The sequence below is a fragment of the Ruegeria sp. HKCCD7559 genome (assembly GCF_013110575.1).
GTDB lineage: Bacteria > Pseudomonadota > Alphaproteobacteria > Rhodobacterales > Rhodobacteraceae > Ruegeria.
Genome location: NZ_WVQU01000001.1, coordinates 1333946 through 1355912, shown reverse-complemented (window position 1 = coordinate 1355912; position 21967 = coordinate 1333946). Strand labels below are relative to the sequence as shown.

Here is a 21967-nt window from a genome sequence, read left to right as displayed (position 1 = left end):
ACACCACTCTTTTCAAGGCAATAAAATGAACACTGAAAGCACGACCCAGCCCGTCATCGAGGCAAGGCAGCTAGACCTGACATTCCACACCAATGATGGGCCTGTACACGCGCTTAAAGACGTGAACCTGACAATAGACAAGGGCGATTTCGTCAGTTTCATCGGGCCGTCCGGCTGTGGCAAAACCACCTTTCTGCGTTGTATCGCAGCCCTGGAGACACCTACGGACGGGACGCTGACCGTCAATGGCATGACGCCTGATGAGGCGCGTCGAAACCGGGCGTACGGGTATGTCTTTCAGGCGGCGGGCCTATATCCCTGGCGTACTATTGCAAAGAACATAAAACTGCCTCTTGAGATCATGGGATACCCTGCTGCCGAACAGGATGAACGGGTGAAAAAAGTCCTGGAACTAGTTGATTTGGAAGGGTTTGGCGGCAAGTTCCCCTGGCAGTTGTCCGGTGGGATGCAGCAGAGGGCCAGTATTGCTCGGGCCCTTGCGTTCGACGCGGATATCCTGCTGATGGACGAGCCGTTCGGGGCGCTGGATGAGATCGTGCGGGACCATCTGAACGAGCAGCTTCTTGAGCTTTGGGCGCGTACGGAAAAGACGATCGGATTTGTGACGCATTCCATTCCCGAGGCGGTTTATCTGAGCACAAAGATCGTGGTGATGAGCCCACGGCCCGGGCGGATCGCCGATGTGATTGACAGCCCGCTGCCCAAGGAACGGCCGCTGGACATCCGCGACACCCCGGAATTCATCGAGGTCGCGCATCGCGTGCGCGAAGGTTTGCGGGGTGGGCATTCCAATGATGGCTGAGTTGAATGCGGATAAAATCCGGCGCGCGGCGCCAGGTGATGTGCCTGCCTGTGCCAGGGTTGTTCATGACTGGGCCACGCAAACGGACTGGATGCCCGACGAACTGCCGGTTGATGAACTGGCGAAGCTGATCAGCGACGCATTCGACAGCCGTGAAATGTGGGTCGCAGGTGATCCGGTCGATTGCTACATGTCATTGGACCCGGCACAGAATAAAATCGGCGCGCTGTATTGCAGCCGGACGGGGCAGGGTATCGGCAAGCGCCTTGTCGACAAAGCAAAAGAGGGCCGAAATTTTCTCTGGCTGACGACGCACCGGCCCAATACGGCGGCGCAACGTTTTTATCGCCGTGAAGGGTTTGAAGTGACTGCCGAGGAACCCCCTGTGCCGCCGGATACCGTGCCCGTCTATCGGATGGAGTGGCGTGCATGAAGCAAGTCATCGCCGTATTCACAGTCATCGCCGCAATTGTTCTGTTCTGGTACGTGGCCTGTATTCCGATGAACATAAAGGGCGTGTTGACCGAACAGGAACGCGCGGGGGCCGTCGTACAGCCGCCGTCTGCCAAGGACCGGCGGGACATGTCCGAGGTTGGTCTTGTTTTGAACAACACATTCGCCATCCCGGCCACGTGGGAACAGGACCGGCCTCGACTGCCGGCCCCGCATCAGGTCGCCGTAGAAATGTGGGAAACGACGGTCCAGAAAAAGATCACTTCGAAACGGTCGCTGATCTATCATGGCTGGGTCACGCTCAGCGCGACGATGCTGGGATTTGCGATTGGCACCGGCCTGGGGATCCTTCTGGCCGTGGGTATCGTGCATAGCCGCGTTATGGACCTGTCGGTCATGCCATGGGCCATTGTCAGTCAAACCATTCCGATCATCGCGCTGGCGCCGATGATCATTGTGGTGCTGTATTCCGTTGGTATCCAGGGCATCATTCCCAAGGCGATCATATCGGCCTATCTGAGTTTCTTTCCGGTTGTCGTCGGCATGGTCAAGGGCCTGCGCAGCCCCGATGCGATGCAGCTGGACTTGTTGCGGACGTATAACGCCAGTCGGTCTCAGGGCTTTTGGAAATTGCGCCTGCCGGCATCCATGCCGTATCTGTTCACCTCGCTGAAAATCGGGATCGCCGCGTCGCTGGTCGGCGCCATTGTTGGTGAGCTTCCGACAGGGGCTGTTGCCGGTCTGGGCGCGCGATTGCTTGCCGGCAGCTATTACGGTCAGACGGTACAGATCTGGTCGGCTCTGTTCGCGGCTGCCGTTCTGGCGGCATGCCTGGTCGGGTTGCTGGGGCTGATTGAACGTGCCGTACTGAAACGAATGGGGATGGCGCAATGATACTGGTTTTGTGTGCTGTCCTGCTTTGGCTTTTGGGCTGGTGGTTGAACAGCCGGTTGGCCAGCGGGCCTTATGCCGACACCCGAATGGTGCGGTTTCTGGCCCCGCTGATCTTTGGCCTGACGGTCATCGGGATCTGGGAGCTTCTGGTGCGCGGGCTTGAGGTTCCTCTGGTCATCCTGCCCGCGCCGTCGGTAATTGCGGTACGGTTTGCGGACAGCCTTCCGATCCTGTGGGCTGATTTTGTGCAGACCATCATCAAGGGCGCGCTCAGCGGCTATGTCATCGGGTGCATCGCGGCCTTTCTGATGGCGATTGCGGTGGATCGCTGGGATTTCCTGCGTCTGGGCCTGTTGCCGGTCGGCAATTTCGTGGCCGCCCTGCCGATTGTCGGAACCGCCCCCATTCTGGTGATGTGGTTTGGGTTCGACTGGCACTCCAAGGCGGCGGTGGTGGTTGTGATGGTGTTCTTTCCGATGCTCGTCAACACCGTGGCAGGCTTGCGGGAAGCCACCTCGATGCAGCGCGATCTTATGGAGACCTATGCCGCAACCTATTGGCAGAGCTTCATGAAACTGCGTTTGCCCGCAGCGATGCCCTTCATTTTCAACGGGTTGAAGATTTCCACCACTTTGGCTCTGATCGGCGCTATCGTGGCCGAGTTCTTCGGTTCACCGACACTTGGTATGGGGTTCCGGATCTCTACCAGTGTCGGGCAATTGTCGCTGGACATGGTCTGGGCCGAAATCGTTGTTGCGGCACTGGCCGGCACGGCCTTTTATGGGCTGGTGGCGGGGATCGAAAAAGTGGTGACCTTCTGGCACCCGTCACAGCGCGGATAAAACAAAGAAATCAACAGACCCCGAAATTGGGGCACAACAAGCAACTAGGAGAAATGAAGATGAACAAGCTACTCAGCGGGGCGGTTGCCGCCTTTAGCCTGGCAGCCAGTGCGGCGCTGGCGGCGGATGAGGTGACATTGCAACTGAAATGGGTCACGCAAGCACAGTTCGCGGGCTATTATGTTGCCAAGGACAAGGGCTTTTACGAAGAAGAGGGGCTGGACGTCACCATTCTGCCCGGCGGGCCTGACATCGCTCCGACGCAAGTGATTGCAGGCGGTGGTGCCGATGTGACCGTCGAATGGATGCCTGCCGCGCTGGCTGCCCGTGAAAAAGGGCTGCCGCTGGTGAACATCGCGCAACCTTTCAAAAGCTCGGGCATGATGCTGACCTGCTGGAAAGACGCCGGGATCTCGTCGCCCGAGGACCTCAAGAACCGCACGCTGGGTGTCTGGTTCTTTGGCAACGAGTTTCCCTTCATGAGCTGGATGAGCCAGTTGGGCATCAGCACCGATGGCAAAAGCGAAAACGGCGTGGAAGTTCTGAAACAGGGCTTTAACGTCGACCCGTTGCTTCAGCGTCAAGCGGATTGCATCAGCACCATGACCTACAATGAATACTGGCAGGTCATCGATGCCGGTGTCAGCCCGGATGAGCTGGTGACCTTCAAATACGAAGACCAGGGCGTGGCGACGCTGGAAGACGGTCTTTACGTTCTGGAAGAGAACCTGAGCGATGCGGCTTTCGTCGACAAGATGGAGCGGTTCGTTCGCGCGTCGATGAAGGGTTGGAAATATGCCGAGGAGAACCCGGACGAAGCGGCGGAAATCGTTCTGGAAAACGATGCAACCGGTGCTCAGACGGAAGAGCACCAAAAGCGTATGATGGGTGAGATAGCCAAGTTGACCGCAGGGTCGAACGGCGCGCTGGACCCGGCTGATTTCGAACGCACCGTCAACACATTGCTGGCAGGCGGGTCTGATCCGGTTATCACCAAAACGCCTGAAGGGGCCTGGACGCATCAGATCACTGATGCAGCATTGAACTGACGCACGCCGTCAATTCGAAAAATTCCAGCGCGGTCCCAATCGGGGCCGCGTTTTTCATTTTGAATGCCGGATTTGTGTCTGTACTCGATTTGAAAACAGAGTAGTATTTACCTGAAAATGAGCGCATTTCGCACGGAATGTCGAAAAAGTGGAAAAAAATGCAGGGATTTGCATCAGAATTCAGCTCTGCAATCGCGCTGATCTTTGAGGGAGACTCAGAGCTGTGGGCGATTGTGCTGTTGTCCCTGAAAGTATCCGTGTTTGCGGTTCTGATTTCCGCCCTGATCGGCATGCCCGTCGGTGCCGCTCTGGCTGTGGCGAGGTTTCCGGGGCGGCGGATGCTGATCGTTCTGATGAATGCCTTGATGGGGTTCCCGCCCGTGGTCGTGGGGCTGCTGGTCTATCTGATGCTGTCCCGCTCCGGCCCGTTGGGTGTGCTAGAGATTTTGTATACCCCGACGGCCATGATCATTGCGCAGGTCGTGTTGGTCACTCCCATTGTCGCGGCATTGACCCGGCAGGTGGTCGAAATGCTGGCCGAGGAATATTCCGAACAGCTGCGATCACTGGGCGTGTCGCGGCTGGCATCGGTTCCCGTGCTTCTCTGGGATGCGCGGCTGGCACTGGTTACCGCCTTGCTTGCGGGGTTTGGGCGCGCCATTGCCGAGGTCGGCGCGGTGATCATCGTGGGCGGCAACATCAACCATGTGACGCGCGTAATGACGACGACGATCGCGTTGGAGACGTCGAAGGGAAATTTGGCGCTGGCGTTGGCGCTGGGGGTAATCCTGATCGGGATCGCGGTGGCCGTGAACGCGATGGTCAGCGCGATCAGCCTGCGGGCCGAACGGGAAGGGGTGCGTCATGCGTGACCTGCTCTGCGACAGGGTAAACTGCCTGAAGGTCGAGAACCTGCAAATCCGCACTAGCGGCAAGGCGTTGTTGGACGTCTCGTCATTGGTTCTGGATGGGCCGGGGCCAACCTTGATTCTTGGCCCCAACGGTGCAGGCAAAAGCCTGTTGCTGCGCTGTCTGCACGGGCTGATCACGCCGGATCGGGGGCAGGTCGTCCAGGGTGGAAAACCGCTGGGCGCGGCACAGAAAGCCCGCCAGGCCATGGTGTTTCAGAAACCGGTTCTGCTGCGCCGATCTGTTGCGGCAAACCTTGACTTCGTTCTCAAGCGTCAAGGCATGGGGCGAAGGGCCCGTAAGGCCCGTATCGCCGAATTGCTGACCGAAGGCGGGCTGGACGGCAAGGCCAGACAACCCGCGCGGTCATTGTCCGGGGGAGAAGCGCAGCGATTGGCGATTCTCCGTGCGCTGGCGCTGGACCCCGAGACCTTGTTTCTGGACGAGCCCACCAGCGCTCTGGATCCCAGCGCGACCCAGATGATCGAACGAATGATATTGCGGGCATCGGCTCGGGCCGTGCGGATCGTGATGGTGACGCATGATATCGGTCAGGCCCGTCGTTTGGCCTCGGACGTGGTCATGATGCAGGGCGGGCATGTCGTGGAACACGGTGTGGCAAAACAGGTTTTGAATTCACCCGAAAGCGATGCGTCGCGCCGCTATTTGGCGGGCGGGTTGGTTACATGAAATACAGAAAGCGGAGAGTGTGATGTTCCGGAAATCAATTCGGGCAGCGGTGGTGGCTGTGGGCCTGTTGACCAGCGCGGTTTCGGCGGAAGAACCGTTTATTGTGGTGCAGTCGACCACATCTACACAGAACTCGGGACTGTTGGATTACATCCTGCCGTGGTTCGAAGCCGATTCAGGTATCGATGTCCGTGTCGTGGCGGTTGGAACCGGTCAAGCCATTCGGAACGCCGTCAACGGGGACGGGGATGTTCTTTTGGTTCACTCCAAACCGGCCGAGGAGAAATTCGTTGCTGATGGTTGGGGCGTGGAGCGGAAGGATCTGATGTACAATGATTTCGTTCTGGTCGGCCCCAAGTCTGACCCTGCCGGAATTCGCCGCGGCGTCGATGTGTTGGCCGCGCTGTCGAAAATCGCCGAGGTGGAAGCGCCGTTTGCATCACGCGGTGACGACAGCGGAACACACAAGGCCGAGCTGGGCTATTGGTCCGCAGCCGGGCTGGACCCTGCCGAGGCTTCGGGTGCTTGGTATCGCGAGACCGGATCTGGTATGGGCGCGACGCTGAACGTGGCCAGTGGAATGGATGCCTATACGCTGACGGATCGAGCCACGTGGCTGTCTTTTGGAAACCGGGGAAATCTTGAGGTATTGGTCGAAGGGGATCCGCGCCTGTTCAATCAATACGGTGTGATTCTTGTGAACCCTGACAAGCACGCGCATGTGCGGGCGACGGCCGGCCAGCGTTTCATCGACTGGCTGACGGGGCCGGACGGGCAGGAAGCGATTGCGTCGTTCAGGCTGGACGGGCAGCAGGTGTTCTTTCCGAACGCCGACTAAGCCGGCCTGCGGCGGGCGCATCCTGACAAGGTAAAAGGCGGATGAGGGCTCAACCGCTGGCACCGTTGTGGTGGATCGTGCCCAGGCCCGACAGGTCGTAGCCACCGAATTCACGGGCCCTTTGCGCAAATTGATCCGAGCGCAGCAGCGTTATCAGTTTCTGCATTGGCGGATCAAAATATGACCTGCGCCAAATCGCCAGATCCAGCCTCTCGGAATGGGTGGGGACGAAACCCAGGTTGTAAAGCCCTGCCAAAGCCCCCAGCCCAAAGCCGGCCTCGGCCTTTTCGCCGTGAAGGGCGATGGCCAGTTCCTCTTCGGTGCGTGCGCAGCCGGGGGTTGCGTCCAGATCGTCTCGGCTCATGCCATGGGCTTCCAGCTGGCTATCGAACAGGTGTTGGCTGGCCGCACTGTCCTGACGCATGATCACGCGGCGCGATTTGAGATCCTTGAACGATTTGATATCCGATATGCCCGGGGCAAGAAGCAGCCCGCGCTTGCGCCGGGCGACTTCGTACAACACCACCGGCCCTTCGCCCAAGGCGTCCCGCAGGGATTTTTCGTTGAACCCTCCGTCTTCGTGGATATGCAACACGGCCGCCTGTGCGCTGCGTTCGCTCAGCCGTGTCAGCCCGTCAAAAGAGCCGTCGTAATAGGTGGCAAGCCCTGATCCGCTTTCACGCAGCGCCCAGTCCAACAGAGGATCATGGCTGCCTGCTACAATCGGAGGCAGGGACGGTTCGGCCACCTGCGGACCGGATCGCGACGCGTTGAGCCAAGCAATGATCTCGGCCCGCGGGAACAGCAGCTTGCCCATGGCGCGAACACAGGGCACCTCGCCCGAGGAGGCAAGATCATAGGCTTTGCGCTCGCCGATGCGCAGCAAATCGGCCAGTTCGCGGGTGGTCAGGTATTGCGACATTCAGTCGAGGCGAACGGCAGAGCCGGACGTGGCGTCGGCGGCGGTGAATCCGATCCGATCCAGCACGACAGGGGCTGCCACTGCAATGACGACCATTGCGGCGACCGCGGCAAGAAAGGCTTTCATGGTCTCCTCCAGTTCAGTTCCGGGCACCCGTTGCGCGGCGCAGAAAAACAATAAGATCCTGACGATCCTGAGCTTGTGTAATTCGCTGCATCGGCATCTTGGACCCCGGAATGTAATGGTCTGGCCCTTCGTCGAAAAGAGCATTTATCGTTTCGTCATTCCAAATGATATCAGAGCCTTGCAGCGTATCCGAGTACAAATATCCCGGTAACGTGCCCGCGCGCCTGCCGAAAACCCCGTGCAAGGAGGGGCCTGCGCGGCGCTGGCTGTTGGGGGTGAGGCTGTGACAGATCGAGCATTTCCGCGCGAACTGACGCTCACCATTGTCCATCTCGTCGGGGTTTTGCAGAAAACTTGGCTCGGCAAAAGCCATCTGTTGCCGATCGGACAGGGCGGTGACCGGCCAACTGTACATGGCCTCGTCGATCCCGCCAGCATGGATGTTTTCACCATCGACCGAGAAGGCCAGGGCCCAGACTGGCCCCCGCAACGTTGCGCGAAAGTCCTGCGCGATGCGCCAGTCCGAGGTATCGATGACCATTATATAGCCTTCGCCGTCGCCCACGGCCAGAAACCGACGATCCGGGCTGAGCGCCATGGCCAGGATCGGGCGACGATCCAGTGTGAAATCGCGCTCTTCACCGGTGGAAAGGTCCAGTATTCGGGTCACTCCGTCGACGGCACCGTAAGCGATCCAGTTGTCCTGTTCATTCAGGACCAGCTCGTTGATACCGAACCCGTGTTCGATGAGCCGGTTGATCTCTTGCCCAGTCGAGATATCCCAAATGCGCAGCGACCCATCCATGCTTGCTGAATAAAGCCGTGTGCCGTCAGAAGAAAAAACTACGGCGTTCACACCGCTTCCCGTCGGTCCAAGAGTTGTGGGCGCGGCTCCGTTCACGGGCCAAAGCCCAATCATTCCGTCCCAACTGGCGGTTGCGACGTGGGTCTTGGACGCTGCCAGACCCACGATCTTGCCCTGATGTCGCCCAACCACGTCGCCACCGGGCCACTTGCGCAGGGTGAAGTCATCTCCCGCCGAGTAGATGGCCGTGCCATTGAAGGCAACGGCGTTCACGGCGGCTTCATGACCTTCCAGCCATTCGGGGGTCCGATCATCCCACAGCCCGACGGAATTGTCGAAACTGGCTGTTGCGATACGCCCGTCCGGGGCTGTGGCGATCCCCATGATTGGGCCGCCGTGTCCCTTGAGTGTGAAGAATTCGGCCAAGGCGGGCAGAGGGATCAGCGCCAGGGCCAGTACCAGCCCCCGCATCTATTCAGCAGGCGAGGCGGCGGTTTTGCCTGCCTCTTTTTCCTGAACTTCTTCCAGCCACAAAGAGTGGTGTTCACGGGCCCATTGTTCTTCGACCTCGCCGGTGCCCATGGCGTCAAAGGCGCCCTCCATTCCGACAGAGCCGAGATAGATATGCGCCACGATGATCGCAATGAACACATAAGCAACCATCACGTGCCAGACCTGGGCATATTGCATTTCTTCCTGCGGCGACATCTGCACCGGCAGGTTCAGGCCCATCATTTGCGGAATACCGGTCGCATTGGCGATCTGGAAGGTTTTGGCAAACAAGGGCATCTCGAACGGGAACAACAGCGACAGACCCGACAGGCTGATGGAGGCGCCCAGCAGGATGCAGGCCCAGAATATGATCTTTTGACCAGCGTTGAATTTCTTTGCCGGTGGATGGCTGTTCTTGGTAAACAACCCGCCACCCGCGGCCAGCCATTTCAGATCGACGCGGTTGGGGATATTATGGGCAATCCAGTTTACCGTGACGATGATCAGGCCCAGCATGAAGGCCCAGGCCAGATTGTTGTGCAACCACTTGCAGCCCTGTGCGAGGGTTGCAAAGCCCTCTTTCCCGAAAACCGGGATCAGGAAGTCGCGCCCATAAAGCGTCAGCAGGCCCGTGACGCCAAGGATCAGGAATGACCCGGCAAACAACCAGTGGCCGAACCGCTCGAACCCGTTGAAACGCGTGACCGTACGGCCGGTTTTCTCACCATCGATGCGAATTTTGCCTCGGATCAAGAAAAATAACAGGATGATGCCCAGCATCCCGGCAATGATATAGGTGCCGTATTCGCGCAGCGGTCCAGTGCGGAAGGTCAGCCACCACATGCCGCCATCCTGAATCAGCACGCTGTCTGCCGGACCATGAGAAGACACCGTCACATCAGCCGAGCCATAGCGCAAAGCGCGATACACGTCACTGTCCGAGGCCACTCCACGGGTGCCAAGCTGACCCAGCAACCCCTCGGCATTGCCCTGACCAGTGTTCTCGGAACGATAGCTGTTGTCGACGGTTTCACCACGCTGCCGGGCGAGAATGTCTTCCAGCGTTGTCGCTCCGCCGGTCGAGGTGCGCTCATCCGTCGTGGGTTCAGAGGTCTCTTGCGCCCATGCGGCTCCGGTCAGAAAAAACGAAACGAGCAGAAACTGAATCAGACGCATAGGGATATCCTCCTGTGCATTTTCATATCAGCGGTCAAATCCACCGATTTGCTGGTGAAAAACGGCGCCGACCGGTGCGAGCGCTTCGCGAAGATCATCCTTGGCCGGACCATACACGTCCAACCCCACTGGCGTCAGAAGCGCCAGAAACCGTTCCGCAAAATTAGCACCAAAATTTTGCATATGTATCATGGCATCTTCGGAACTGGCATAGCGTTCATAGATATGAACGGCCGAACCGGTCATGTGCCATTCATAGCTTCTGGCGCCGGTTTCTTGCAGCGTGGCCGCGACCATTTCCGCCATAAGCGCTTCGAACTCATCCTTTTTATCCAGATCGAGGTCAAGCTTCAGCAGCCAGTAAACATCATTGGTCATGCGCGCCTCTCAAATTTGTTTGCTGTGACGTTACAGGAAACGGATCCCCGATCACATCACCTGAAAAGCCCCCCGCAAAGGGCGGGAGGCTGTTTTGTCAAAAGCCGGATTTCAACCGTCTTTCTGGTCGTAGGCCGTGCCCCAGCCCCAGGCGCCCGAGCCGAAACCGCGCGCCACGACGCGTTCACGGTAAACTGCGGAAACCACGTCGCCGTCACCGGCGAGCAGGGCCTTTGTGGAACACATTTCGGCGCAGATGGGCAGCTTGCCCTCGGCGATCCGGTTGCGACCGTATTTGGCGAACTCTGCGGTCGAGTGCGTTTCCTCGGGGCCGCCGGCGCAGAAGGTACATTTGTCCATCTTGCCGCGCGATCCAAAGTTGCCCGCCTGCGGGTATTGCGGCGCACCGAAGGGGCACGCATAGAAGCAATAGCCGCAGCCAATGCACAGGTCCTTGGAGTGCAGCACGACCCCTTCTTCGTTCTGATAGAAGCAGTCGACCGGGCACACCGCCATGCAGGGCGCATCCGAACAATGCATACAGGCGACCGAGATCGAGCGTTCGCCCGGGTTGCCGTCATTGATCGTCACCACCCTTCGGCGGTTGATGCCCCACGGCACCTCGTGTTCGTTCTTACACGCGGTTACGCAGGCGTTGCACTCGATGCAGCGTTCAGCGTCGCAGAGAAACTTTGCTCTAGCCATTAATCGTCCTCCTTACGCTGCCCAGATCTTGCAGAGAGTCGCCTTGGTCTCCTGCATCTGGGTCACTGAATCATAGCCATAGGTCTGGGCGGTGTTGGTACTTTCACCCAGCACATAGGGGTCTGCACCTTTGGGGTATTTCTCCCTGAGGTCCTCGCCCTGGAAATGGCCGCCGAAGTGGAACGGCATGAAGGCCACGCCGGCACCGACCCTGTTGGTCAGCATCGCCATCACCTTGACCTTGCCGCCCTCGGGGCCTTCGACCCAGACCTGTGATCCGTCCCGAATGCCAAGGTTGTTGGCATCGCGCGGATTGATCTCGACGAACATGTCCTGCTGAAGCTCGGCCAACCACGGATTGGACCGTGTCTCATCACCGCCGCCTTCATATTCGACCAGACGACCAGACGTTAGGATTATCGGGTAATCCTTTGAAAAGTCGTTCTTCTGGATTGAGGCATACAAGGTCGGAAGGCGATAGGCATGACGGTCCTCATAGGTGGGATAGTCGGCCACCAGATCGCGCCGCGGCGTGTAGAGCGGCTCGCGATGCAGCGGGATCGGATCCGGGAAGGTCCAGACAACCGCGCGGGCCTTGGCGTTCCCGAAGGGCGCACAGCCATGTGCAATCGCGACCCGCTGGATGCCGCCGGACAGGTCGGTTTTCCAGTTGGTCTTTGGTCCGGCCACGGCGTCGATGGCCGCGCGTTCCTCGGCCGTCAGATCACCGTCCCAGCCAAGATCCATCAGCATCTGCATCGTAAACTCTGGATAGCCATCCTGAATTTCCGACCCAACGCTATAGACCCCTTCGGCCAGCAGGTTGTCGCCGTCGCGTTCCACGCCAAAACGGGCGCGGAAGGTCAGGCCGCCTTCGGCCACCGGTTTGGACATGTCATAGAGGTTTGGTGTCCCCGTATGGCCCATTTCCGGTGTGCCCCAGCAGGGCCACGGTAGACCGTAATATTCGCCGTCGTTTGGTCCACCAATGGCTTGCAGCGTGGTTCTGTCGAACGTGTGCTGGTTGGCCATATGGCTTTTCAGACGTTCCGGCGACTGACCGGTATAGCCGATGGTCCAGAGGCCCGAGTTGAACTCACGCGTGATGCTTTCAACATTCGGGGTTTCGGGGTCTTCCATCTCGATATTGCGGAAGAACCGATCCGCCCAGCCGAACTTGTTGGCGAACTTGGCCATGATGACCTCGTCCGGCAGACTTTCGAATAACGGATCGACCACCTTGTCGCGCCACTGCAACGACCGGTTCGAAGCCGTGACCGAGCCACGGGTTTCGAACTGCGTACAGGCCGGCAACAGGTAAACGCCATCGGTCCGGTCATGCAAAACGGCGGAAACGGTGGGATACGGGTCGATAACGACCAGCATGTCCAGCTTTTCCATCGCCGTCTTCATTTCCGTCATCCGGGTCTGCGAGTTGGGCGCGTGGCCCCACAGAACCATGGCGCGGACATTGTTGTCCTGATCCATGTTGGCCGGGTCTTCCAGAACACCGTCAATCCAGCGGGAAACGGGAATGCCGCGCTCGTTCTGCAGCGGTTTGTCCTTGCCGTCCTTGTCCTTGATCGTGGCGAACTGACCGGCCAGCCATTCAGGTTCTTCGCCCCAGACACGGGCCCAGTGACCCCATGCGCCTGCGGACAGGCCATAATAGCCGGGCAGGGTATGGGAAAGAACACCAAGGTCCGTTGCGCCCTGAACGTTGTCATGACCGCGGAAGATGTTGGTGCCACCACCCGAGGTGCCCATGTTGCCCAGTGCAAGCTGAAGTACGCAATACGCGCGGGTGTTGTTGTTGCCGTTGGTGTGCTGCGTTCCGCCCATGCACCAGACAACCGTTCCGGGACGGTTGTTGGCCATCGTGCGGGCAACCCGCTTCAACTGCGACCCCGGAGTGCCGGTGACACGTTCCACCTCATCCGGGTTCCACTTGGCAACTTCTTCGCGGATCTGATCCATGCCCCAGACACGGGTGCGGATGAACTCTTTGTCTTCCCAACCGTTGTCGAAGATGTGCCAGAGGATACCCCAGATCAGCGCAACGTCCGTGCCGGGGCGGAAACGGACATATTCATCCGCGTGCGCCGCAGTGCGCGTAAAGCGCGGGTCGCAGACGATCAGCGGGGCGTTGTTCTGCTCTTTTGCGCGCAGAATATGCAGCAGCGAGACGGGATGCGCCTCGGCAGGGTTGCCGCCGATGATGAAGATCGCCTTGCTGTTGTGCATGTCGTTGTAGCTGTTGGTCATGGCGCCGTAGCCCCATGTATTCGCAACGCCCGCTACAGTGGTCGAGTGGCAGATCCGGGCCTGATGGTCCACGTTGTTCGTGCCCCAGTAGGCGGCGAACTTGCGGAACAGATAAGCCTGTTCGTTGTTGTGCTTGGCGGAACCCAGCCAGTAGACGCTGTCAGGCCCGCTTTCTTCGCGGATGCTCATCATGCCGTCGCCGATCTCGTTGATCGCCTCTTCCCAGCTGATGCGCTTCCACTCTCCGCCTTCTTTTTTCATCGGGTATTTCAGGCGGCGCTCGCCATGGGCGTGCTCGCGAACCGAGGCCCCTTTGGCGCAATGAGCGCCTAGGTTGAACGGGCTGTCCCAGCCGGGTTCCTGCCCGATCCAGACGCCGTTCTGAACTTCGGCAACCACGGTGCAACCGACCGAACAATGCGTGCAGACGGATTTGATGTTCTCGACTGCCGTGTTGGCTGCGGTCTGGGCGTTGGCTGGCGTCACGGTTCCACCCGTGGCGCTGATCGCGGCAAGGCCGCCGATCGTCAGGCCCGAGCCACGCAGGAATGCGCGGCGATCGACGGTATTCTCGCCGATTTGGGACAGGATACTTGTCCGCTGGGGGCGTCTCGCAACCCCGTTGGTCTTTTTCCTAAGCATTTGTTTCCTCCCTTGCGCGCCGTGTATGCCACGGCTGGCTTGGTACTGCTGAAGCCGACGTCGGGGCCAATCGCAACCGTCAGTCGGGTGTGAAAACGTCCGATCCTAGAACCGGGTGCTTTCGATGTAGGCGCGTGTATGCGCGGTATCCTGGATGCGGGTGTCGTCTGTCGGCGTTTCGGCCGCTTCGGCTTTTCCGGTCAGGCTGGCGGCGGCAACGGCAGCAGGTGCTGCGGTTCCGGCCAGTTTGAGGAAGTCGCGGCGTGTGGCGCCTTCTTCCTTGGTCTTGCTCATGGGCTCCTCCTGTCCCAATTGCGGTTTGGTGCCCACGGGGCACCGGCGATTTGCGGGCTACCCCGCTGTCATCCGGAACGCTTCGCGCTCGATCTCCATGAATACCCGACCGGCGGTGCCGACGGATGCATAGAGAACCGAGTTTTCAGCAGCTTCCAAATCCGAATAGAAATGTGCGGCCCATGGGCCGATATGTTTGCTCCAGAACGCTTTCTGGTCTTCAAGCGATGCCGGGCTGCCAAAACGCCCAACGATCATGCCGGCCATCATCTCCATCAATGAGGCGATGTTGTCCTCGGGCTCAAACACGTTCTGGGCGCGTGTGATCCCACGCACGGCCATGTCATTGCGGAGCTGCGCAAGAGGTTTCTCGTTCAGAAAACCCGTGAGGTAGAAGCTGGCATAGGGCAGCAATTCGCCTCGACCCAAACCGATGAACAATGCATTGAATTCCCGTTCAGCGGCGGCGGGCTTGGTGACCTTTGCAACCCGCGCCATGGCTTGGATGGCCTGACCAAGATCAGTGTCATCACCGCTGAGGCCCGCCATTTGATCCAGCAGCATCTGGTCGGGTGGACCGGCCAGCAGCAAGCCCAGAAAGTTGTAGAAATCCGCGCGCAGGCGATCCTCGGCTGAAACGTCCAGAGTGTGCGCGTCACTTGCGGTCATTCGGTCATCCTTCAAATTCAAATGTCATTCGACGTGGCGCCGGGGGAAGGTCGATTTCTTCCGGCTCGTCCGCGCGGGCGACGGAAACCGGTTCGGGCTCGGTATCGGGTTCGACCGGCGCGGCCTCGGGTTCAGCGCGCGTATCGGCTTCGCTTTCAGCAGCATCGTCTTTGGCCTCTTCCGCGTCGATCGCCAGTGCTTCGATATGTGCCAGCATACCTTTCCCAACCTGATAGGCGGTTTGCATGTTTTCGATCACGCAGGCCGCATCGGTGTAGTCCTCGCCGTAATCAACCAGCCCGTCGACATTGGCCAGAACCGGGTTCAGCCGCCACAGCCGACGCAAAGCACGACGACGCAGGCGATCAGGCACGGCCTTGGCCATGAAGCCCGAAACATCGTCGCCGGGTTGCAGGGTCTCTGGGTCAGGAAGGTTGAACTCGGCGAGGATCTCGGCGTCATCCTTTTCTTCCAGCTCCGCTTGCCGTTCTGCGATCACCTGTTCTTCAAGGGCCAGTGCCTCGGCCTTGGCTTCGGCCTGAACGGCGGCCTTTCGGCGAGACCAGAAATCATCGGGCCGGTTCATTGCAGCGCCTTTCTCGGGGCGCGATACACGTCCGACGTCTGCCGGATACGAGCATCACCCTTGCCGTCTTCAACCAGATCTGTCCGCTTCTTGTCGCGGCGGCGCTTGACGAACACTTCGTGCTGATGATGTTTCAGAGTAAAATCGCGAACCCAGGCAATCAGCCCTTCGGTCATCGGGATCTTCTCGACAATTTCTTCACCGGTATCCGCGTAATCCTGCCCCTCGAACGGAGAGGCGGTGATCAAAACTGCATTCAGGGGAGTTTCGCCTTTCAGTTCGTCCCGCAGCACAAGGTACAGCGAAGGCTGCCCATCCGACAAGTTAACCATGTAGGCTTCGGTTTCATCTGCCCAGAGCGTCAGGGGCAGGGTGGCCGCGTGATACTCGACGGCATCGCCTTCGCGGCGCAGTTCCTGCCAGTCGGCCGGCCCTGCGCCGGGTAAAAGGGCCACAGCGCTCCAGTTCCACCGGGCCCACCGTGTGACCCCGGGTGTCTTGCGCACGATGACGCCAACCGGCATTTCAGTCTGGCTTGCGGCCTTCGCCACTGGCTCCTCCCCGAAAGGCTCTCCCCTGCCTTTCCAAGTCCACTATGGTACACAAACTAGCTGTGTGCCAAGCCTAAGCTCTACGACTTTGGTCGTAGTCCAGGGTAGCAACTGCGTGAGCAGGTCCTGTGAATGCTTGTGTTTCGTGGCATTTATTGCCGAAATTCAACCCTGTGCAGGAAACGCGGCAAGGGGTTGAAGTTGCTTTCCCAGGGGTACAGCCTAGTGTGCATGGAACCGGGGCGGTTGCCCGAGGAGAGGATATGGCCACGAAACTACTGCTATGTGATTGCGCCGGAGCACAGGCAATCGATCCGGACAAGATCGAAAGCGCCTGCGGCGTTGCCTGTTCCAGGTTGCATACCGCGCTTTGTACCGATGAGTTGCAGTCCGCAGCTGCCTTGATGAAAGAAGGTGATACCGTCATCGCTTGTGCGCAAGAGGATGACGTTTTCAGGTCACTGGCCGAAGACCTGAATATCGACGTGCCCGGATTTGTCGATCTGCGCGATCGGGCCGGGTGGTCTGACCAAGGTGCGGATGCGACCCCCAAGATGGCGGCATTGGCGGCCGAGGCCGTTCTGGCGCAACCGGTCACACCCAGCGTGGATGTCTTCAGTGAAGGCACCTGTTTCATCATCGGGCCCGGTGCGGTGGCCTTTGATCTGGCAGAGCGTTTGGCGGATTCGTTGGCAGTGACCGTCATGACGACCGATTTGTCAGAGCCCCTCTCGCGCGCCTATGACGTGGTACGGGGGCAGCTTCGATCGGTTTCCGGTGCGCTTGGTGGGTTTTCGTTGCGTCTGGACGCGCTTCAGCAGGTCGTGCCCGGTGGGCGCGGCGCGTTTGCTTGGACCGATCCAAAGGACGGTGCGCTTTCATCGTGTGACATTGTCATCGATCTGGCAGGAGAAACGCCCTTTGTTCAGGCCCCGGCCAAGCGTGAAGGCTATCTGCGGGCTGATCCCAGGGATGCGGTTTCCGTTGAACGCCTGGCTTTTGAAGCCGCGCAATTGGTGGGGACATTCGAAAAGCCACTTTATGTGCGCGTGGAAGAAACCCTCTGTGCCCATTCCCGGGCCGAGCAGGTGGGCTGTACCAACTGTCTGGATATCTGCCCAACCGGTGCGATTTCCCCGGCGGGCGAGCATGTGGCGATTGACCCGATGGTATGTGCAGGCTGTGGTGCTTGCGCCGCGCTGTGCCCTTCAACGGCCATAACCTATGAAGACCCGCCTGTTTCGGCGCTGCTGTCGCGGATGCATATTCTGGCCCGTACCTATCGACGGGCCGGCGGCACCGCGCCTCGGCTGCTTGTACATGACGCCCACGGGGCCGAAATGATCCGGTTGGCGGCGCGTTTCGGGCGTGGATTACCTTCGGACGTGATCCCATTGGAATTGAACGTGATATCTGGCTTTGGCCATGCCGAGATGCTGGCTGCTCTGGCGCATGGGTTCGCTCGGGTGGACGTGCTGTTGGCGCCGACGACTGAACGCGAGGCGCTGAACCGCGAGCTTGAATTGGCACATGCCATTGCAGGCCCCGAGTGTATAGGCCTGATTGACGAAGCGGACCCCGATGCGATGTCCGATCTGCTGTACGGGCAAGCGGTGCCCCGGCCTTTGTCCGATCCGGTCTTGCCTATGGGCAATCGCCGGCAAATCGCACGGCTGGCAGCACAGGCGCTGAACCCGCAGGCTGAATCGCCTTTGCCGCTGCCCGAAAATGCGCCTTACGGGGCGGTTGCAGTGAATACCGACAGCTGCACCCTGTGTCTCAGCTGTGTGTCGCTGTGCCCATCCGGTGCGTTGATCGACAATCCGGACAAGCCGCAATTGAACTTCCAGCAAGATGCCTGTCTGCAATGCGGGATGTGCAAGACCATATGCCCCGAGGATGCGATCACGCTTGTTCCACAACTTGATCTCAGCGATGCGGCCCTGTCACAGCAGGTTCTGAACGAAGAAGAACCTTTTGCCTGCGTGGAATGCGGGGCATTGTTCGGCGTGAAATCCACGGTTGAGCGGATCATGGAGAAGCTGTCGGGCACACATCCGATGTTCGCGACGTCGGATCAGGCGCGGATGATCCAGATGTGTGACAATTGCCGGGTGAACGTGCAGTTCCAACAGCAAGACAATCCTTTCCAATCAAAACCCAAGCCCCGGGTCGTCACGACCGAGGATTACTATTCAGACAGAAAGGATCACTGAAGTTTCAAGGGTGCACCCAGATCCGCAGCGTCGATGCGCGATACGAACGCCAGGATCGCGTCAAGATCGTCCAATGTCATCTCAACCGGGTGAATAGGAGATGGGCGTTCGGGATCGAAAGGCGGTGTCAAACCGTCGATCTGTGTGAATGCGGGGTGGGGGTTCAGGGCGAAAAACGCTTCGAATCGCTGCGACCAGTCGGGCATTGCGCGCAGAACGGCGAAAGAGGGCGTCGACCCCAGGCCATTCATGCGGTTCCTTGGCCCGATGACATGACAGCGCCCGCAATGAGTCATCGAAAGTTCTTCGCCAAGTTGGGTGTCGCCCTCGACGATGTCACCGGACTCAACCTCGACAATATCAAAATTGGCAGAGTAGGGCCCTCCGTCTGCCGGGGCAAAGCTTTCCACCGTGCGCTTGCCGATATCCGACTTCAGCCATTCAAGAAAACGGGCCTGGCGGTCACTGTCTTCGATACGCAGGTGATAGATCACACCGTCGCGGGCAAAGACCGGATCACCGGGCGGCGCGGTTTCCAGCGCCATGACCCCGGCGTCGTCTGCAATAACACGGATCCCGGTCTTGAGAGAGAAGCGAGGAAGGATATGTTGCAACAGGCCAGAGTCTTTAACCTCTGCCGGGGCCGCAAGGCCAATCGCCTCTTGTGACCAAGAGGGGGTGGCAGAGAGCGTCAGGCTCAGGCACAAGAGGACAAAGCGCATGGCTCAACGTAACTTCGCGGGGCGGGATGCGTCAAATGTACAGACAAAGACGGAGACACGTGCAATGAGCGGCGAGTCGATACGCACGCCCCTGTCAGCAGGGCGGATCAAGGGGAACAAGCATGAGTGTTCGTGACGCGGTTCTGGCGAACCTGAAAAAGATCACCGACCCGGTATCCGGGCAGGACATCGTAAGCGCAGGCATCGTGCGCGCCTTGAACGTGGAAGGCGACACGGTACGCTTCGTGCTTGAGGTCGACCCGAAATATGCGGAAAAGATGGAACCCGTCCGCGCCACGGCTGAAAAGGCCGCTCAGATGGTGGAAGGCGTGGCAAATGTTTCGGCCTTGATGACCGCGCATTCCGACAAGGCACCGCCGGATCTGAAACCGAAGCCCAAGCCATCGCAAACCGGGCCGCAGGCAGTGCCGGGTGTGGACCGGATCATCGCCGTTGCCTCCGGCAAGGGTGGGGTTGGCAAATCCACCGTTTCGGCCAACCTTGCCTGCGCATTGGCTGCGGAAGGCCGGCGTGTAGGTCTGCTGGACGCGGATGTTTACGGGCCGTCGCAACCCCGGATGTTGGGTGTCTCGGGCCGTCCGGCCAGCCCTGACGGCAAGACAATCCTGCCGCTGCGCAACCACGGCGTCACCATGATGTCGATGGGTTTGATGACCAACGAAGGTCAGGCGGTTGTCTGGCGCGGGCCGATGCTGATGGGTGCGCTGCAACAGATGATGAGCCAGGTGCAATGGGGCGCGCTGGATGTTCTGATCGTCGATCTGCCGCCCGGCACCGGTGACGTGCAACTGACGCTGAGCCAGAAGTTCCAGGTGGATGGTGCCATTGTCGTTTCAACGCCGCAGGACGTGGCCCTGATTGATGCCCGCAAGGGGATCGACATGTTCAACCAGCTCAAGACACCCATTGTCGGGATGATCGAAAACATGTCCACGCATATCTGTTCGAACTGTGGGCACGAAGAACATGTTTTCGGTCATGGTGGTGTCAAGTCCGAGGCAGAGGCGCTGGGCGTGCCATTGTTGGGTGAAATCCCCTTGCATCTGGACATCCGTGTCGCCGCTGACGGAGGCGCGCCCATCGTGGTCAGCAAACCTGACAGCCCGCAGGCCGAGGCATTCCGCAAGATCGCCCGCGACATGATCGCCAAAGGCAACGCATGAGCCAGCCGGTTTTCCCACCCTTGCTGACGGGCCACCCGGTTCAGGGCGGCGAAGACCCGTTCGAGCGCGCGCAGGCCATGGCTGCGCTGGGCTGTGATGCGGGTACGGTTGTCTACAATATTCAGGCGGATTTCCTGCGCGTGGCAATTGTTTTTGCCCCCGAGGTACTGTTGCAAGATGCGGTGGCGATGCTGCCGCTTTGTGCTGTGGGATTCCAGAACGCGCTGGGCGCTTTGGCCCCGCCAGAGGTTGCGGTGCATCTGGGTTGGGATGGTCTGATTTGCGTGAACGGGGCGCGGTGCGGCCGGTTCCGCGCGGCTGCGTCAACATCAATGCCCGAGGAAGAGCCGGACTGGCTGGTCGTCGGTTGGGAGCTGGCGCTGTTGCAAACAAGTGATGCGCCGGGTGAAACCCCTGATATCACAGCGCTGTACGATGAAGGCTGTGCCGAGGTTTCTGCAACGCAGCTGGTGGAAAGCTGGTCACGACACATGTTGACCTGGCTCAACCGTTGGCAGGAGGATGGCAACGCGTCCTTGCACGCCGAATGGATGGGCCTGCTGCGCAGCGTGGGCGAACCGCTGATCGATGGTGGCGTATTCCTTGGAACGGATGAACGCTTCGGGATGCTGATCCGCGATGGGGTCGATACACATCTGCGCCCCCTGACTGACATGTTGGAGAACCGAGAATGAAACTGGCCCGAGCGATCCATTTCGACGAAAGCGACATGAACGTGTTTCATTCGCCGGCGCGCACCGGAGAGTGGTGCGTTTCGGGTGGGTTTGAGTTTTCCAACTGGGGGCAGGGCGATCTTGAAGGCAAGGCACGACAGGCATTTGCGAATGGCTGGCTGGGGTTGGAAACCTTTGGCCGGGTGACTTTCGTCGCCGTGACGCAGATCGAAGCCGCAGAGAAAGATCAGATTACGCGTAATCTGGCCGAACATTTTGTGCAGTTCTATGGCGCACCCTCGGTCGAGGCCGCATTGGGCGTTGCGCAAGCTGAAATCGACCACATGTCAGAGTTGTGTGAAGACCATCCGGCCAACACGCTGTTGACCGTCGCAAGGGAATTGACAGAGACAGGCGTGCACGAAGCCTTTCGCGTGATCACTCCGCAGGACGCGGAGTTGGAGGCGTTGGCGGTTCACGGGTCGCTGGACGATTAGATCAGGTCGACAAACCCGCCGAACTGCCCGCGTTTGAAGATCAGCCCTTTGCCGGTGCGATACATGACCTGATCTACCTGACCCACGATGATCAGATGATCCCCGGCGTCATGACGGGCATGAAGGCGGCAATCGAACCGGGCCAGACACTGGGCCAGATGTGGGCGCCCGGCCTCATCCGCGGTCCAGTCTGCATGTGAGAAATCCACCCCATCGCGTGCAAACCGCAACGCCTGATCCTGCTGATCCTGTGCCATGACGTGGATCGAATAGAGATCACAGGTACTGAACGTATCGAATCGGAAAGATTCCTTGGCCAGACACCACAGGACCAGTGGCGGGTCCAATGAGACTGAGGCAAATGAATTCACCGTAATGGCGCGCGGGCCATTGTCGGATTGCGCGGTAATCACCGTGACACCGGTGCCAAAGCATCCCAGCGCTTCCCGAAAGGCGGGGCTTTGATCCGGGGTCGGTCTAAAGGTCTTTTCGGTCATTGCGCGCTTAATCCTTGGCCGCGCATCAGGTGCCATGCGTGGCCCGGATTGTCCATGAAAAGCTGACT

25 protein-coding genes are annotated in these 21967 nt (G+C 59.4%); 12 read left to right on the top strand and 13 right to left on the bottom strand.

Going from position 1 to position 21967, the window contains the following annotated elements; genetic code table 11:
- Positions 1–25: 25 nt before the first annotated feature.
- The 8 genes from GS605_RS06765 (at position 26) to GS605_RS06730 (ending at position 6498) form a co-directional block, all read left to right on the top strand.
- Positions 26–823: an ABC transporter ATP-binding protein gene (locus GS605_RS06765; RefSeq protein ID WP_171723447.1), complete on the top strand. Its 798-nt coding sequence runs from the start codon at positions 26–28 to the stop codon at positions 821–823.
- On the top strand, positions 813–1256 hold the full coding sequence (locus GS605_RS06760) for a GNAT family N-acetyltransferase (RefSeq protein WP_253283241.1): 444 nt from the start codon (positions 813–815) through the stop codon (positions 1254–1256). Before GS605_RS06765 ends, GS605_RS06760 begins: the two co-directional genes overlap by 11 nt.
- Positions 1253–2170: an ABC transporter permease gene (locus GS605_RS06755; RefSeq protein ID WP_171723446.1), complete on the top strand. Its 918-nt coding sequence runs from the start codon at positions 1253–1255 to the stop codon at positions 2168–2170. Before GS605_RS06760 ends, GS605_RS06755 begins: the two co-directional genes overlap by 4 nt.
- On the top strand, positions 2167–3012 hold the full coding sequence (locus tag GS605_RS06750; RefSeq protein WP_171231810.1) for an ABC transporter permease: 846 nt from the start codon (positions 2167–2169) through the stop codon (positions 3010–3012). Before GS605_RS06755 ends, GS605_RS06750 begins: the two co-directional genes overlap by 4 nt.
- Before the next feature lie 59 nt (positions 3013–3071).
- Positions 3072–4061, top strand: coding sequence for an ABC transporter substrate-binding protein (locus GS605_RS06745; protein ID WP_171723445.1), 990 nt, complete (start codon positions 3072–3074; stop codon positions 4059–4061).
- 158 nt (positions 4062–4219) lie between these two features.
- Positions 4220–4933 carry an ABC transporter permease gene (locus GS605_RS06740; RefSeq protein ID WP_171723444.1) on the top strand — a complete coding sequence of 238 codons (714 nt, stop codon included), beginning with the start codon at positions 4220–4222 and terminating at the stop codon, positions 4931–4933.
- Entirely contained in the window at positions 4926–5660 is a 735-nt protein-coding gene (locus GS605_RS06735; RefSeq protein ID WP_171723443.1) for an ATP-binding cassette domain-containing protein, read from the top strand. Before GS605_RS06740 ends, GS605_RS06735 begins: the two co-directional genes overlap by 8 nt.
- A 22-nt stretch (positions 5661–5682) precedes the next feature.
- Complete coding sequence (locus GS605_RS06730; protein ID WP_171723442.1) at positions 5683–6498, top strand: substrate-binding domain-containing protein; 816 nt, start codon at positions 5683–5685, stop codon at positions 6496–6498.
- Positions 6499–6547: 49 nt separating this feature from the next.
- On the opposite strand, the gene GS605_RS06725 is transcribed toward GS605_RS06730, so the two are convergent.
- The 11 genes from GS605_RS06725 to GS605_RS06680 all read right to left on the bottom strand — a co-directional run bounded on the left by GS605_RS06725 (position 6548) and on the right by GS605_RS06680 (position 16109).
- On the bottom strand, positions 6548–7420 hold the full coding sequence (locus tag GS605_RS06725) for a helix-turn-helix transcriptional regulator (protein ID WP_171723441.1): 873 nt from the start codon (positions 7418–7420) through the stop codon (positions 6548–6550).
- Positions 7421–7546, bottom strand: a complete 126-nt coding sequence (locus tag GS605_RS21185; protein WP_256367747.1) for a hypothetical protein — start codon at positions 7544–7546, stop codon at positions 7421–7423.
- A 13-nt stretch (positions 7547–7559) separates the two neighbouring features.
- Positions 7560–8822 carry a c-type cytochrome gene (locus GS605_RS06720; RefSeq protein WP_171723440.1) on the bottom strand — a complete coding sequence of 421 codons (1263 nt, stop codon included), beginning with the start codon at positions 8820–8822 and terminating at the stop codon, positions 7560–7562.
- On the bottom strand, positions 8823–10019 hold the full coding sequence (locus GS605_RS06715) for a formate dehydrogenase subunit gamma (RefSeq protein ID WP_171723439.1): 1197 nt from the start codon (positions 10017–10019) through the stop codon (positions 8823–8825).
- Positions 10020–10046: 27 nt separating this feature from the next.
- Positions 10047–10397 carry a putative quinol monooxygenase gene (locus GS605_RS06710; RefSeq protein ID WP_171633062.1) on the bottom strand — a complete coding sequence of 117 codons (351 nt, stop codon included), beginning with the start codon at positions 10395–10397 and terminating at the stop codon, positions 10047–10049.
- 111 nt (positions 10398–10508) lie between these two features.
- Positions 10509–11102, bottom strand: a complete 594-nt coding sequence (fdh3B, locus tag GS605_RS06705) for a formate dehydrogenase FDH3 subunit beta (RefSeq protein WP_010439472.1) — start codon at positions 11100–11102, stop codon at positions 10509–10511.
- A gap of 12 nt (positions 11103–11114) precedes the next feature.
- Positions 11115–14009 (bottom strand): formate dehydrogenase subunit alpha, encoded by a 2895-nt coding sequence (locus GS605_RS06700; RefSeq protein WP_171633060.1) that lies wholly within the window; start codon positions 14007–14009, stop codon positions 11115–11117.
- A 105-nt stretch (positions 14010–14114) separates the two neighbouring features.
- Positions 14115–14303 (bottom strand): ubiquinol-cytochrome c reductase iron-sulfur subunit N-terminal domain-containing protein, encoded by a 189-nt coding sequence (locus GS605_RS06695; RefSeq protein WP_171633057.1) that lies wholly within the window; start codon positions 14301–14303, stop codon positions 14115–14117.
- Positions 14304–14360: 57 nt separating this feature from the next.
- A complete protein-coding gene (locus GS605_RS06690) occupies positions 14361–14972 on the bottom strand; it encodes a molecular chaperone (protein WP_171231802.1) in 612 nt (203 codons plus the stop codon).
- A 4-nt stretch (positions 14973–14976) separates the two neighbouring features.
- Positions 14977–15558 (bottom strand): DUF3306 domain-containing protein, encoded by a 582-nt coding sequence (locus GS605_RS06685; protein WP_171723438.1) that lies wholly within the window; start codon positions 15556–15558, stop codon positions 14977–14979.
- Positions 15555–16109: a DUF3305 domain-containing protein gene (locus GS605_RS06680; protein ID WP_171723437.1), complete on the bottom strand. Its 555-nt coding sequence runs from the start codon at positions 16107–16109 to the stop codon at positions 15555–15557. Before GS605_RS06680 ends, GS605_RS06685 begins: the two co-directional genes overlap by 4 nt.
- A 263-nt stretch (positions 16110–16372) precedes the next feature.
- Here GS605_RS06680 and GS605_RS06675 point away from each other — a divergent pair, with 263 nt between their 5' ends.
- Positions 16373–18325 carry a 4Fe-4S binding protein gene (locus GS605_RS06675; RefSeq protein WP_171723436.1) on the top strand — a complete coding sequence of 651 codons (1953 nt, stop codon included), beginning with the start codon at positions 16373–16375 and terminating at the stop codon, positions 18323–18325.
- Here the strand turns inward: GS605_RS06675 and GS605_RS06670 are convergent.
- Positions 18319–19047, bottom strand: a complete 729-nt coding sequence (locus GS605_RS06670) for a hypothetical protein (protein WP_171633047.1) — start codon at positions 19045–19047, stop codon at positions 18319–18321. The genes GS605_RS06675 and GS605_RS06670 overlap by 7 nt on opposite strands.
- A 122-nt stretch (positions 19048–19169) precedes the next feature.
- On the opposite strand from GS605_RS06670, the gene GS605_RS06665 reads away from it, so the two are divergent.
- Genes GS605_RS06665 through GS605_RS06655 form a run of 3 tightly spaced genes read left to right on the top strand, consistent with a single transcriptional unit; the run spans position 19170 to position 21402 of the window.
- The gene (locus tag GS605_RS06665; RefSeq protein ID WP_152457717.1) at positions 19170–20231 is read left to right on the top strand and encodes an Mrp/NBP35 family ATP-binding protein; all 1062 of its coding nucleotides are present in this window, start codon (positions 19170–19172) and stop codon (positions 20229–20231) included.
- The gene (locus GS605_RS06660) at positions 20228–20926 is read left to right on the top strand and encodes a biotin/lipoate--protein ligase family protein (protein WP_171723435.1); all 699 of its coding nucleotides are present in this window, start codon (positions 20228–20230) and stop codon (positions 20924–20926) included. Before GS605_RS06665 ends, GS605_RS06660 begins: the two co-directional genes overlap by 4 nt.
- Entirely contained in the window at positions 20923–21402 is a 480-nt protein-coding gene (locus GS605_RS06655) for a DUF6505 family protein (protein WP_171633041.1), read from the top strand. The genes GS605_RS06660 and GS605_RS06655 overlap by 4 nt, the downstream gene beginning before the upstream one ends.
- Here the strand turns inward: GS605_RS06655 and GS605_RS06650 are convergent.
- The gene (locus tag GS605_RS06650; RefSeq protein ID WP_171723434.1) at positions 21399–21899 is read right to left on the bottom strand and encodes a flavin reductase family protein; all 501 of its coding nucleotides are present in this window, start codon (positions 21897–21899) and stop codon (positions 21399–21401) included. The genes GS605_RS06655 and GS605_RS06650 overlap by 4 nt on opposite strands.
- Positions 21900–21967 lie beyond the last annotated feature (68 nt).